Origin of the sequence: Nitrosomonas aestuarii, assembly GCF_003046585.1 — a bacterium.
GTDB lineage: Bacteria > Pseudomonadota > Gammaproteobacteria > Burkholderiales > Nitrosomonadaceae > Nitrosomonas > Nitrosomonas aestuarii.
On the sequence record NZ_QAAE01000002.1, the window covers coordinates 18,635 to 32,970 of the forward strand.

Annotated in this window: 13 protein-coding genes; 7 read left to right on the forward strand and 6 right to left on the reverse strand. The window is 45.4% G+C overall.

Features of this window, described 5'->3' with window-relative positions:
- Nucleotides 1-40 precede the first annotated feature (40 nt).
- The gene (locus C8R11_RS01730) at nt 41-637 is read left to right on the forward strand and encodes a hypothetical protein (protein WP_107794203.1); all 597 of its coding nucleotides are present in this window, start codon (nt 41-43) and stop codon (nt 635-637) included.
- Between the two features lie 21 nt (nt 638-658).
- On the opposite strand, the gene C8R11_RS01735 is transcribed toward C8R11_RS01730, so the two are convergent.
- From C8R11_RS01735 to C8R11_RS01745, 3 genes are all read right to left on the reverse strand, one after another.
- The gene (locus tag C8R11_RS01735) at nt 659-1,741 is read right to left on the reverse strand and encodes a M14 family metallopeptidase (protein WP_107794204.1); all 1,083 of its coding nucleotides are present in this window, start codon (nt 1,739-1,741) and stop codon (nt 659-661) included.
- A 131-nt stretch (nt 1,742-1,872) separates the two neighbouring features.
- Entirely contained in the window at nt 1,873-3,306 is a 1,434-nt protein-coding gene (locus C8R11_RS01740) for a glutamate-cysteine ligase family protein (RefSeq protein WP_107794205.1), read from the reverse strand.
- Between the two features lie 389 nt (nt 3,307-3,695).
- Nucleotides 3,696-4,484 (reverse strand): TRAP transporter TatT component family protein, encoded by a 789-nt coding sequence (locus C8R11_RS01745; RefSeq protein ID WP_107794206.1) that lies wholly within the window; start codon nt 4,482-4,484, stop codon nt 3,696-3,698.
- Nucleotides 4,485-5,161: 677 nt separating this feature from the next.
- On the opposite strand from C8R11_RS01745, the gene C8R11_RS01750 reads away from it, so the two are divergent.
- From C8R11_RS01750 to dtd, 4 genes are all read left to right on the forward strand, one after another.
- The gene (locus C8R11_RS01750; protein ID WP_107794207.1) at nt 5,162-6,058 is read left to right on the forward strand and encodes a transglycosylase SLT domain-containing protein; all 897 of its coding nucleotides are present in this window, start codon (nt 5,162-5,164) and stop codon (nt 6,056-6,058) included.
- 233 nt (nt 6,059-6,291) lie between these two features.
- Entirely contained in the window at nt 6,292-7,047 is a 756-nt protein-coding gene (locus C8R11_RS01755; protein WP_107794415.1) for a DUF3750 domain-containing protein, read from the forward strand.
- Between the two features lie 183 nt (nt 7,048-7,230).
- On the forward strand, nt 7,231-10,473 hold the full coding sequence (locus tag C8R11_RS01760) for a DEAD/DEAH box helicase (RefSeq protein ID WP_107794208.1): 3,243 nt from the start codon (nt 7,231-7,233) through the stop codon (nt 10,471-10,473).
- A 210-nt stretch (nt 10,474-10,683) separates the two neighbouring features.
- Nucleotides 10,684-11,127 carry a D-aminoacyl-tRNA deacylase gene (dtd, locus tag C8R11_RS01765; RefSeq protein WP_107794209.1) on the forward strand — a complete coding sequence of 148 codons (444 nt, stop codon included), beginning with the start codon at nt 10,684-10,686 and terminating at the stop codon, nt 11,125-11,127.
- 74 nt (nt 11,128-11,201) lie between these two features.
- Here dtd and C8R11_RS01770 read toward each other — a convergent pair whose 3' ends face one another.
- The 3 genes from C8R11_RS01770 to C8R11_RS01780 all read right to left on the reverse strand — a co-directional run bounded on the left by C8R11_RS01770 (nt 11,202) and on the right by C8R11_RS01780 (nt 12,763).
- On the reverse strand, nt 11,202-11,411 hold the full coding sequence (locus C8R11_RS01770) for a hypothetical protein (RefSeq protein WP_107794210.1): 210 nt from the start codon (nt 11,409-11,411) through the stop codon (nt 11,202-11,204).
- A gap of 249 nt (nt 11,412-11,660) precedes the next feature.
- Entirely contained in the window at nt 11,661-12,227 is a 567-nt protein-coding gene (locus C8R11_RS01775; protein WP_107794416.1) for an NADPH-dependent FMN reductase, read from the reverse strand.
- Between the two features lie 134 nt (nt 12,228-12,361).
- Nucleotides 12,362-12,763 carry a DoxX family protein gene (locus tag C8R11_RS01780; RefSeq protein WP_107794211.1) on the reverse strand — a complete coding sequence of 134 codons (402 nt, stop codon included), beginning with the start codon at nt 12,761-12,763 and terminating at the stop codon, nt 12,362-12,364.
- A gap of 458 nt (nt 12,764-13,221) precedes the next feature.
- Here C8R11_RS01780 and C8R11_RS01785 point away from each other — a divergent pair, with 458 nt between their 5' ends.
- A complete protein-coding gene (locus C8R11_RS01785; RefSeq protein ID WP_107794212.1) occupies nt 13,222-13,605 on the forward strand; it encodes a hypothetical protein in 384 nt (127 codons plus the stop codon).
- 331 nt (nt 13,606-13,936) lie between these two features.
- Entirely contained in the window at nt 13,937-14,209 is a 273-nt protein-coding gene (locus C8R11_RS01790; RefSeq protein ID WP_107794213.1) for a hypothetical protein, read from the forward strand.
- Nucleotides 14,210-14,336 lie beyond the last annotated feature (127 nt).

Below are 14,336 nucleotides of genomic sequence, written 5' to 3' on the forward strand. Positions count from 1 at the left end.
CTTGCACTGTAGTATTTTAATAAAGCGACAGGAGAAATTTATGCATAAAATTATATTGTTTGCAATCATTTTGATTTTTTCACAACCCACTCTGGCATCATTACAAAAATGTGTGGACGATGCAGGTATGTTTCATTATTACACACATATCATGCCACCTGAATGCCAAAACAAGACAACCGTTGAAATGAATGAACATGGTGTCGTTATTCGCACCCATGCTGCCGAAAACAAACCAGACATTGCTAAAACGGCGAAAAATAAAATTGATGCGCAACAGCAAGTCGAAGAAAAGAGACGTGATGCAGTTTTACTTAACACCTATACCAGTGAAGAAGAAATTGACTGGGTACTGGGGCGCAACGTGGAACCGATAGAATTAGCCATTTCAGGTATCGAAATGCGCCTTAATATTGCAAAAAACCAACTGCGAATTCTAAAGCAACAGGCAGATGAGGCCGAAAAATCGGGCAATCCGACGCTGGCATCCATTCAACAGGATATGATTCCGGTAAAACGCAATGTTACACAACTGGAAAATGAATTGATAAAAAATCACGCGCGTATCAGCAGCCTAAAAGAGAAATTCGCCACCGACCGAAAACGCTTCCAGACACTGAAAGGACAAAAACTGTAAGCTCATAAAAATGCGATGCTTTTATTCTAAGCAACCGGGTGCAGCAGATTCTCGTGAATCAACTGCTGAATCCGGCAAAATCATACGTTCCATCAGATAGCACAGACAATCCTGATGGATAACTTTAGTATTTCGCGTCAGCATCGATGGCATGACAGGACGGCTGATTCTGAGCGCATTCCCATCAAGATGGAAATAATGCGCGGATATTTCCTGATCTTGTTCATCGGCGGTTCTCAAAGCAAGCTCCTGATGGTTCTTCTGCCAGCCGATCAGCGTATTGAAAGGCAATTCCCGGAAATTTAGATGATCGATATTATCGACAAGGCGCAGATCCAGGTTATTTTCCTGGAATCCCACTTCAATACCGGGAGCAACACGAACTGTTGCAACAGTATGAAATAATTCAATATCATGTTTGGCAACGGCGTGTGTTGGAATCTCGGATAAATTCAGACAAGCTGTCAAGTATTCAATGGCATGCGCCACGCCCTGAGGGTTGCCAGGCTGTCCGCATTCCAATGTTACCGATGGCGCAAGTCTTGAAAAGGCGAGCGACTGGACACCTTCAGGGCGGGTGAAATAAATCACTATACGGTCAAATAACGTTGCCAGATGTAAAAAAGATGTGTCCAGCTTATTAACGCAGGCATAGTGCGGATTCAATCCTGTATTGTTGTGTACGTCAATGCTGGCGAATAATCCGGTCGCGGCCATTTCTGTATACACGCGATTTGCCATATTATGCGCTGGCGTACTGCCATCATTACCGTCGAGACCTTGAATGAGATCAGCGCTTTTCGGCCAAATACGATTAAAATCCGGCTGTTCTTCAAGGTGCCTTTGCTGGAACCGGGCTGCCTGGATGTTACCTACAAAAAGTGACAAAGCCCTCGGCAGTTCTTTGTTTTGGTGGTGATAAAGAATATGACGTATTGCATTCCAGCCGACAGGTTCATTGCCATGCAATAAAACCGAAATAAAAATAGGTGGGCTGCGGCGGCCGGGTAGCTGAAACAAAGTCGGCCCATCGAGTTTCTTATATAACTCATGGGACTGTGAATCAAGCAGGCCTTCAGGAATATCTTGTCGTATCGTCAACATTGATTTATATACATCACCACACTGTATTTGTATTTTTAAATAACATAAAATTTAATCGCATTTAGTTTGCAGTCATCAGCTGTCAGTTCAATACAAATGTAATTTGCGATGAATGGCCGGGCTCAGTCCAGTCAGATTGGCCACTCATGTACCGGCTTGCCGCTTTGCTGTAACGTTGCATAAGCAGCTGTCAATGCCTGCATATCATAGTCGTGTTTTGCCGCATAACGCTGTTGCCAGTTGGTGCCGGTTTGTCCGCTTCGAATACGCTGCTCGATAATATCCAAATAATATTGTCTATCGTGACTGTTGATTTCCAATTGTTCAAGGCCGGATCGCGCTAGCGGCAACAATTGCTTCAGTATATGCGATCGTGCATTCACTTGTTGTTCGCCCAGCCAATGAAGATCCGCCGCCAATCCAAGGCGGGCCGCTTGATAAAAATTATGCCGGGCATGATTAAAAGTCAAATTAAATTCTGGTGTATGCTGCGATGCTACCAGGCTTTTCACAGCGCCTGTGAACAGGGCTGCATTAGCCACTGTATCGACAACACTTGGTCCCGCTGAAATCACCCGATGTTCAATACGCAAGTGAGGCTCACCTTGTTCATCAAAACCAATCAGTGGGCGGTTCCAACGCCAGATGGTACCGTTATGCAGCCGCAAATGCGCCAGTCTGTCAGGGGGATCTTCAAATAAAACAGGAAGAACCACCGGAAAATGATCCAGATTCTCCTGGAAGCACTCGAAAAGAGAATCCTGCGTATACCCCGTACCAAAAAAAACACGCTTCAGATCCCCTTCGTCATCGGTTCCATGTCCACCAACGGATACCGCCTGCTCGAACAGTGGAATGCGGGTTTCCGCCCACAAATGTTTGCCAAACAGAAACGGTGAATTGCCGGTTGCCGCAACCATTGAACCCGATAAAATAATAGCCGCATTATAGTAATGTGTGGCCAGGCTCGGTGGTACCTGTAAATGCAGTTGAAATGAAGTCGCGGCTGCTTCCAGCATCACATCATCATGCTGCACACACAAATGCTCGTCACCTTTAATATTGATATGCAGCGGACGCCCATGCCTCATCCGTAACACCTGTTCATTCAACGCCCGGTAACGTGGTGAATTGGACATATTCTGAAGAGACAGATCTGTTTTCCTGACGGTCGGCAAAATACCGATGGCCACCATATCCGAACCAAGCAGCTGCGCCTGCTGGCGGCATAGATTAAAAATCCGGTTCAGATTTTGTTCCATATCGCTGAAAACATGTCCGCTCAAATGTTGCGGCAGACTGTTTAATTCGATATTAAAACTCGCCAGTTCCGGAACGACCAGGGGATTATTCAGCTTTTTCAGAAACTGTTCATTAACAGGCGCGGGTTGGTAATTTTTATCGATCAGCCAGGCTTCCAGTTCGTAACCAAACATTTTTTGTTCGGATGCAAACCTATCCTGTGAAAACCATTTGTCGATTATCTTCGTTTCCTGCTGCAGCCGTTCATTAAATAGTTTTAGATCTTCAGGTTTGAAGTAACTGGATGGTATTTCATTACCCATAACAATAGTTCCAAGGATTTCGTTTTGTTTTTATTGCCGTAACAGGTGCCTTGATCCAAAAAAACACGATTTAATTCAACAAAGAAACACCCTTGCAGGACAAGGTGACAAAATAGTGCAAACGTGCTCAACAAGCATTTGTTTCCGTCTGTTCCTGTTTATTTATAATACAAATCATAAACATGATACAGCTTACAGCATGGGTTTGTCGAAAAACGGAAAAAACAGATCATGCTTCCAGTTGTTTTGCTCTGTATTAATTCGAAACCTTTGCCAGGTTGCTGATAACAATCTCGTCCAAACGCAACACGTGCATTGATCAAACAAAAACACTGTTGTTAACGCGGCGCATAATGTGACGCCTCCTCGGAACGACTTCCAGCAGTTCTTCAGCGAGCCATTAAGAACTTGTCTTTTTTAACAATATTTCGTGCGATTTCAATAAATCTGTGATATCTGAAGTTGTTTTCCTTTTCAACCGGGGTTGCCAGAATAAATTCTGCATGTTTGCGGGCTTCGTGTTTTTGGCCCATATCAAAAAGTAATTCAGCATAAAAAGCCCGAACAATAATGTCATTCGGATACAGCTCATAGGCCTTTTTTAAATGAAATAATGCCTTTTCGTTACTGCCAAAACTGATCGGAAAGCTGGGAAGTTTATAGTACATACGGCCAAGCGCTTTATGCCCGCCAGCATGATCGTAATTTTCATTTAGTGTAATAACACGCAAAAAAAGCCGCTCCATGGCGCGCGTCATTCTAAAAGCATTTAAAATACCGGTCTCTTCGCTGAGTTTTCCCATTGCAATAGCCTTCCAGTATAATGCGCCAACCTCATCTGGATTCACCGCGAGTGATCTATTCGCGGTATCAATACAGATTTTATAAAGTTCGATACGCTTTCTTTTTTCAGTCTCAACTTCAGCATTCGCATACTCCAAACGGGCAAGCTCTGCCATAATTGTTGCGTCCCGCGTACTTTGAGCCAGTTGTGCAACCCAGGAAATCGTAGCTAAAAGTGTCGTTCTGTCGACAGCGTTACGCATTACCGCCATATCGATTTTTTGTTTGTATTCATCAGGAAAAATTTCCGTTGCGGCCCGGGCAAAAACAGAGTGGCTTATGCTGATAAATGCAAACACTGAATATTTAAGAAAATTAACCTGCCAGCGCAACATTTTGAGCACCTCATAAAAGATAAAGCAAATTTAAATAAATGATTCAGTTAGAAAAAATCAGCAATCCGATTTCGCTTTCAACGTCATCCTGTTTTTGCGAATTATTTGGCTAAACTTAGTTACCGTCAAGTTAAATAACACCCCCTTTTACCCGCCATATCCAGTTACCAATCCCTCATACAAACAAAGAAATAAAATTCTTACATATCAGATGGATAGATCAGTATCAAAAAAGATATATTTACGGTGATCTGTTGCAATTCAGTTACGCAGGCAATCACATCGGCACCTTGATACTTAAATGCATCATTTCATAAAATATACAAAGCGGATCTCAAAAAAAACATCAGCCTGTCGTTACTGTCGATATTTTTTACACACCGACGTTTTCTCACCCGGCATAAATAATAATTTATTGATAATTAATTATTATTTACTTAGGCACGAATATTGCTTGTACACAGATATATCTTATAGAATATTGCGTAGCATAATTCATCATACCGAACGGCGAAAAATCGATCATTTAATACCGCCGAAACTTTCAAAGCGGCTTCCGGTCACCGTCGATATGTTTTTTGCATAAAACCAAGCTGCTTAGAAATTTTAAATCGTTACGAATTATGCTCCAAATTGCCGCAAGAAATAATTCATACAAAATAAATAGCCTATAAAACATGCACCTAAAAAATATAAAACCGTTTTTAATATTAGTGTGCGGTCTTGCTTTATTGAACACTGCAGAAGCAAACAACCGCTCTCCAGAACTTAAAAGCCAGACATTCCAGTATCTGACAGATGCAACCGATACGCCAGTCGAATTAGTCAAACTGGCAAAGCAGCATGAACACGCCGAAGGCATCCCCAGAAATTACGCCCGCGCAGCGGAACTGTACTGTGAAGCAGCCGGACTGGGTTATGATGAAGCACAATATGCTTTGGGCTGGATGTATGCCAATGGACGTGGTGTGCCCCGCAATGACAGTATTGCCGCGCAACTATTTGGCATGGCGGCAGAACAGGGCCATGCGCACGCCGGCAAAATGATACGTTTTCTGGACGACTCGAAGGAATCAGTGCTCCCGGAATGCATACAGTCAGTAGCTCAAAACAACCTTATTGACTACTCGGACAAGCCGTATTTCGATCTCGTTCAGAAACTGGCACCCCGATATTATTTGGACCCAGCCCTGGTAATGGCCATTATCACCGTTGAGTCCGCATTTAACGCACAAGCCGTATCTCACAAAAATGCACAAGGCCTGATGCAGCTGATCCCGGAAACAGCCGAGCGCTTTCAGGTAAAAAACTCATTTGACGCCGAAGAAAACATAAAAGGCGGCATGGCTTATCTACGCTGGTTGCTAGCTTTTTTTAAAGGTGACGTCACATTGGCTGTCGCCGCATACAACGCAGGAGAAGGCGCAGTTGAAAGACATCAGGGCATACCGCCCTACACAGAAACAATAAACTATGTCAAAAAAATACAGGCGCAGTACACAAAGCCAACACACCCTTATCAGCCAGACATCGTCCATAGGCATGCTGTCATTGCTTTATCAGAATATGAATAAGCTGCCAAATAAAAAATTCATACCTCTGCAGTCGGAATGCCTGGCAATGTAGAAACCGAGGCTGCTGCAAATAGTCCCCTAGTATATTGATAGCTCTTATCCGCAGCCTGTTTACATGGCTATTAATTTTCCAATGCCGGCTTCGAACAGTTTTTTGCTTAAAAACTGGATGGATATTACTGCTATTGCTTTCTGGTTACGAACTTTTCAGTTTTAAGCCTATTCCAAACAAAATGCGTTTATTATTTGATCAACGATTACTATTAGCCGCAGCTTTTACTGTTTTTACATGCATAGCGGTCATTCCAACCGACGCCGCAGGAAGCTGGCGTACTGCCAGCCGGGCGTCCGTGGGTATTGCACCCGACCCGGCATTGACTCACGAAGCAGTCGTACAAGTGTACGGCGCGCGCGCTTACAGCTGGCGCGGTTATCTCGGCATTCATACCTGGATTGCCGTCAAACCCGCTCATGCAGACAACTACACCATCTATGAGGTGCTGGGCTGGCGACAACGCAGGCGATTACCGGTGCTGACAATTTATGAGCAAATTCCGGACCGGTGCTGGTTTGGCAACATCCCTGTTATCCTCGCAGATAAACGCGGTGAAGGTGTCGACGACTTGATTGCGCGCATTGATCAGGCAGCCCAGAATTATCCCTATGCAAGGCAATACACTTTATGGCCCGGCCCCAACTCCAATACTTTCACAGCCTGGATCTCGCGCGTCGTTCCCGAACTGGAGCTGAACCTGCCGGCAACCGCCATCGGGAAGGACTATCTGGGCTATCGATTGTTCGCCACCCCCCCAAGTGGCAGTGGGTTCCAATTTTCTGTCTTTGGGTTACTGGGTGTTGTAATCAGTAACGTAGAAGGCTTTGAGTTTAATTTTCTTGGCCTGACATTCGGTATCGCATCCGATCCCTGGGCCGTGAAACTACCCATCGTTGGCAGTATTCAACTCACTTCAAGGCACTCCAGCAACTGAGTAACGACGTGAACAGCGTTCACGATCAAACCAGCTATTCACAATCCGCTGCAAGACATCGCCAAGTACACTAAAATAGTCCGTGAAAGCAGCGGATCCAGTAAGTTCCTGGTATTGATTGTATGACTTTCATATATAAAATCTATAGCATGAGTAAATTGACACAGCCAAGAAACAGACTTAATGAATTTTAAGAAAATTTCAGTTTCGGATATTAAAAATTCCTGTAGTAATAATGCCTATTTGAAAGGAAGAGATTATTTCCAACAAAGCAAGGTCATAAAATTGCGTGCAACCCATGAAACTGAAAGCACGGTCATACTCAGCGCATGTGTCAGCGGCAGTCACAGTCAACACTATAACCAGACCATTACCTTCACAAAAACAAGATATTATTTAAAAATTAACGGCAGATGCAGTTGCCCTGTCGCTTATAATTGCAAACATGTCGTTGCCGCATGTCTGGCCTATAAAGCAGAAAAATCGGAACAAAATACCGATACAAAAAAAGCGTGCTTAAACTGGCTATACAGTCTGGGAGAAACAGGGAAGCAACCTGACGCTTCACAAGAGTTTGCTGCTTATGTGCTTCACCAGCGTGAGGCAGGCGGTAAATATCTGCTGTCACTATTCACGACACGCGAAAAGAAGCAAGGCGGATTGGCCGTTGGCAGAAGAATTCCCCTGTCCAACATTCAATACGGTTACTTCTCGAGCAGACATTTTCCGCTTGAGGACAGGGAACTTTTCCGCCTTGTGCTCGGTTTGGAATATGATTACGCGGACGATGCAATCATAGCCGGCGCGCTGGGATATCTGGTTTTGAACAAAGCTTTGCAATACAAACGCCTGTTCTGGAAGTCACATCAACTGGCGCCTCCCCTGGACATGGGCGAGCCCAGCACACTGGAACTGTCCTGGCATGCACAACCGGACGGTGCTTACAAACTCCATACCACTGTGGCGAATAAAGCGGCTTTGTTGCCGACCGAACCGCCCTTGTATCTGGACAAAGATAAATTACTGTTAGGCACCGTTGCGTCCACAAATTTGACGCATCAGCAATTTCAAAAAATACTGTCTGCGCCACTGGTACCAGCCGACTATGTCGAGGATTTCAGTCAACGACTGGTAATCGAACACCCCGACATCGCTTTGCCGCCACCAAAACCCATCGCGATAAAAATATTAAACGGGTTAGCTGCACAACCACGCTTACAGCTGCTGGGGCGGCAACTGGACGACGAAAGCTACATTCATCTACTGATGTTGCGTTTTGATTATGGCGGTCATACAGTTTCCGCCGCTCAATCCATCCCTGTCAGCGTCATTAAAACCGATAAGGATTATTTCAAAATACAGCGTGATCGAACCGCCGAGGACACCGCCATTGGAATGCTGCAGGCATATGGTTTCAATCGGTTCGAACTCGACAACCCCAAAGAACTGTTTTTTTTCAGTCCGGCACAAAATTCTGTGATAGACAGCGCAACGCGCTGGGCGCAATTTATGGACGACAAACTACCGGAACTCACACAACAAGGGTGGATAATCGAGATCGACGACAGCTTCCTGTTGCAGTTTCAACAACCTGGAAACTGGGATGCCGAAATCGAACAAAACGATAACGACTGGTTCAAAATGCACTTCAATATCACCATCAACGATCAATCGCTGCCGTTATTACCCCTGATTACGCCGGTACTGGAAAACTATGAACGTGACAACCTGCCGGAAATGCTGAGCATTCCGTTGGGACAGCATCAGTATGCCAACATTTCTTCGGAACAACTGAAACCCTTCATCGCTATTCTGTACGAACTGTTCGACAGCGTGCGTTTTGATAATGACGGTATCGGCCGCATTTCACGTTACAATGCCGCCGCTCTGGCCGATCTGGAGCAACATAGCTATGGACTGTTCAGCATTGAAGGCGGTGATGAACTGATTGAAACCGGCAAAAAAATGCGTGATTTTAAGGGCATTGCCAATGTTGCGCCGCCTGCTGCCTTGCATGCGCAATTGCGCGAATATCAACAAAAAGGCCTTAACTGGCTGCAGTTTCTGCGTGAATATCGCTTCGGCGGGATTTTGGCGGATGACATGGGCCTGGGAAAAACCATTCAAACGCTCGCACACTTGCTGCTGGAAAAAGAGTCCGGACGCATGGACAAGCCTTGCCTGATTGTCGCGCCTACCAGTTTGATGAGCAACTGGCGGCGTGAAGCACAACGTTTTACACCGGATTTAAGTGTGTTGATTTTACAGGGCGGTAACCGCAAACAGCGGTTTGACGAAATTACGCAACATGACCTAGTTCTGACCACGTATCCATTGCTGCACAGGGACGAAAAGAACCTGTTGGCCAACGCGTATTACTATCTGATTCTGGACGAGGCGCAAGTGATTAAAAACCCCAAAGCGCAGGCTGCACGCATGGTACGCCGCATTAATGCCCAGCATCGCTTATGCCTGACCGGCACGCCGATGGAAAATCATCTGGGTGAACTATGGGCGCAATACGATTTTCTGATGCCGGATTTTCTGGGTGATCATGCGCTGTTCAAAAAAATTTACCGCACACCCATTGAAGTCCAGGGTAATACCGAAAAAAAGGAAAGGCTGTCCAGGTGTCTTGAACCCTTTATGCTGCGCCGCACCAAACGCGATGTAGCCGACGAACTGCCGGAAAAAACCGAAATAATCCGTTCGGTACCGCTTTATGAAAAGCAGGCCGCACTGTATGAAAGCATCCGGGTGAGCATGGAAGAGAAAGTGCGCAATGCAATTGCCGAAAAAGGCCTGGCGCGCAGCCATATCACCATTCTCGATGCCTTACTGAAATTACGGCAAACCTGCTGTGATCCCAGAACACTGAACTTGAAAGCAGCGGAAAAATTCAAACAATCTGCCAAACTGGATTTACTAATGACCATACTGCCGGAATTGCTGGAAGAAGGACGGCGCATCCTGATTTTCTCGCAGTTTACCAAAATGCTGGGCCTGATCGAAGCCGAACTGAAAGCGCAACAAATCGACTATTGCAAGCTGACCGGCCAGACCCGCCAGCGTGACGCTGTTATCGAACAGTTTAAAAGCGGGCTGGTCGATGTGTTTCTGATCAGTTTGAAAGCAGGCGGCGTCGGTCTCAATCTGACCGAAGCTGATACCGTGATCATTTACGACCCCTGGTGGAATCCCGCGGTGGAAAGCCAGGCCGCAGACCGCGCGCACCGGATCGGCCAGGATAAAGCAGTTTTTGTGTACAAACTGATTACCGAAGATACTGTCGAAGAAAAAATCCTGGCCATGCAGGAAAAAAAACGCATGCTGGCTGAAAGCGTGTACCAGAACGGCAAAAAAGAGCAGGCATTACAACTGACAGCGGAGGATCTGACAGATTTATTCAAGCCTTTAACTGAGTAGGCCGGTAACCTAAAAAAACTCTATAAACTGCTGTCGCTCTGATCTTGAAAAAACAAAACAAACAGTCATTTGAATCCACAGGAATAATCTTTACCAGAAAATATATAACAGCCGTCAGGATCTCTCGCTGTTCCTGAAATGCCGAGCTTATGACTTGATAAAAGCTGTTTATAATAACCACATTTCGATTAAACTCCTGAATATAATTTCATGATCACCGTCATTCAACGCGTCATCACAGCAACAGTAACCGTCGATAATCAGCAACTCGGCGCCATTAACACCGGCATCATGGCGCTGGTGGCCGTCGAGAAAGATGATACCGAGAAAGAAGCCGACCGCCTGCTTGAACGCATCCTCAGCTATCGCATTTTTCCGGATGAAAATGGCCGCATGAATCTGAATTTGCGCACGATTAACGGTGGGCTGTTGCTAATTCCCCAGTTCACCCTCGCGGCTGACACCAACACCGGCAATCGCCCCAGTTTCACCGGCGCTGCAGCGCCGGAAAGAGGCCGTCAGTTGTTCGCCTACCTGCATTCAACAGCCGACACAGTCTATCCGGGCACGCAGTACGGCCAGTTCGGTGCAGACATGCAGGTAGCGCTGATTAATGACGGGCCGGTGACGTTTACGTTACGGGTATCGGCGTAATTTAGACATCCGATGCAATATCGTGCTCCGTATGAGTGAATTCAAAATCGAAGCGCCTGCTGTCACCGCGCCGACTATTCTTCAGCTTCAACGTCGCCATCAGCAATTCCCAGCAAAGCATTTTCTCTATTACTGATCCAGCCCTGCTTTTCATGATCCAGACGATGGGCGTTATGCAGTTTCTGCAAAATAGTCAGCGCATCGTTGAGTAGCGTTTTTTGGACGTACGTCTCTACCTGCGCCCGCTTGACAAAGCTGACAGCCAGATCAGTCTGCCATTGCACTACATTCGGTCCCAGTTCAGCCAGTGCCCCGGCGATTATTCCTGCCTGCTTCCCGCATTCGATTCTAACGGGTGGATGGATAATACCAGTTATGGTCGGGCTGCAATCGCAGCCGGTGGTTTTTTGGGTACAGCCCCCGCGATAGTGCCGATATAAGTGGCTCTCATCGTTTCACTAGTAGATTTTTTTGTTTACGGGCCATAAGCTGTCTGTATTATCAACACCGTACCGCTTCATAAACCAACAGAATTATGTCCGCATTGTTTTTAGCGCCCGCGCCCATTTTTGCAGTTCATTCAACAACGATGCCGCTGAACTGATATGATGATCATTCGGCATGAAGCGCTTGTTTTCATCAATGAGTGAAGATACGCTTTGAACAGCGACGGCTTCATACATTGGCATCATTTTAAACGTGGTCAAGGTCAGCTTTTCAAGCAAAGCGGATCGCAGCCCACCCGAAATACCGCCATAGCTCACGATTCCGGCGGGCTTGTAGTTCCATTCCTTATACACATAATTGAGTGCATTCAGCAGCGACGGGGGCGGACCGAAATTATATTCCGGCGTGACGAATACATAGGCATCCGCCGCATCAACGCTGGCAGCCCAGTTTTTAGTATGTTCGTGCTGATAACGCTGGAGGACAGGGTGTTCCGGTTCATCGTACACCGGCAGATTAAACGCCGCAAGATCAATCAGCATGGCCTCAAACTGTCCCTGTTGAACCGCCAATTCGTGAAACCACGTGGCAACATACGGCCCGACACGACCTGGCCGTGTGCTGCAAATAATGATATGTAATTTGAGTGTCATAATTTTCTTATCAAATAGAAAGCGATCCACGGGTCACTATGTCGGCAGGCTCGATTCCGGCCAAGGTCAACCTTAATCATATTCAAAGCGTGTTGGACGCCATAACCGATTTAAGATTTAAGAACAACAGCCTGTCAATCCGGCCTGATTGCAAATTTTCCACTTCCCATCAGGAAAACCACCAAACCGCATAACAGGAAAAAGCCCTGCAGTTCCAGCGCCCAGCCACCGTGCGCGCCCAGGCTCAGCAGTTCATCCTGATGCACCAAAGCAATCGCAAACAGCATATTACCCACAATTAAAATTCCGCCAAAGCGCGTAAAAATACCCAAAATAATTAGCAGTGGCGCAAAAATTTCACCCACAAAAACACCATAGGCCAGATAGGGCGTAAGATCGATTGCTGCAAGCTGGCCTTTGATATATTCCACCGAGCCGGGTTTAAGTATCTTTGCCACACCATGAAACAGTATAAAAATTCCTAACGTCAACCTTAATACCAGCTTGCCCAGCGCATCACCCTCATTAAGCCTCATGTTTTTCCTCTTTTTAAGTTACATTAAACAAAGAATTTTTAAACGATAAGTGTTTTTACACAATCTTATGATTTTTCCGTAAACAGGGTATCTGCTCCAAAAATCAGGTAAGCGTAACATTCTCAACTGTCACGGCGACTCTACCAGATAATGAAGAGAATATACAAAACCGGATAAGATGCGGTCAGTAAAAAACTGAGTTTTATACATTTTCAGGCTGGTGAAAAACAAGCCGTATTGCCGCCATTGAAATACGGTTTTGACCCATCAAATATGACAGCAGGATTCACGGGAAGAACAGGTCCGGCCATCCGCCAATTCCACACAACAAGCATTGTTTTTCCTTTATAATCATAAAGTAATGGTTTTTCTTAGTGAAAAACAATGGTTTCCCCAATATATTTATTGTGTAAACCGACCTAGAATGTTGGCTACCCAATTTATCAGGAGTAGTTATCATGAAAACAGGAAATTCTATTGCAGTCTTATCAAATTTTGCTTTCTTGATTGCCGGTCTATCGATGAATTCTTTTGCATCTGTTCACAATGACGAGGGCAACTTCGCTCACAGTGAACTGGCCGGTCAATATGAAAATCTGGCCAGAGAAATGCGAACCAAAGCTCAGGAACAGTTAAAAGTGCTTGAAGTGCTAAATACGCAACCGCATTTTAGTTTCTTTGACAAAAACGGGCAAAAAATCAAAAAATATGTTTCTTACCAAATTCACGGGTGCGAAAAAGCTGCCAAAAAATTCTCAGAAAAAGCAGCTTATCACCAGGCAATAGCGAGTGAACATTCAAGGCCCGAATCAACTGTCAATCCAAATCATACCGCTCACTAATATTTCTCATCAATAGATGAGACTTCGCCAGCTCGGATCTAATCAGGTTATGCCATAACCCGACGGAATTAGCCTGATTAGATCAGACTGATGGATTTTAATGTTCACAAGGTGTCTATTCAGTATCAAATCTTTGTTGATCACCGGCTTGCACTGTGCCTGACAAATCCATAAGACGCCAATTGACACCTGCGCCTGTTTGTATGACTGATCACATTACAGCGCACATTGACTATCCGTCATTTTTCTGTAAAGCACTACGCGCAGTGTAGGCGCACACATTTTTTCTCTATTGACTGACGCAGTTCATTTTCTAAATCAGGAGGTTGAAATGAAATCAGTTCAACGACAATTCGAACGGACCAACAACGCAATAAAAAAATTCAGCCGCCCGAAGATGCATATAACCAATCTTACCCGCGGCATCGTCAACAGGAAAGCACTGACTCCGGCCCTGTGTGAACTGATCGAAGCAAGCCTTGCATTACAGACAACAAGTACTAAAGTACTTGCGGCTTATTTGCAACGCAAACCCGCGAGAATCCGTACCGAATTCCAGCGAATTCTCGCTATTCTTGGAAAGCACAGCAGTCATTCTTTATAAAAGAGTATTTGAAAAACCACCTCTGTTGCCGCTGACTGACGCTACAATGATCAGGCGTTACGGGTTGTTATCGTCCGCCAGCAATTCTGTATGACCAGACGCAAGTATCTGGCTTCATTGAAACGCT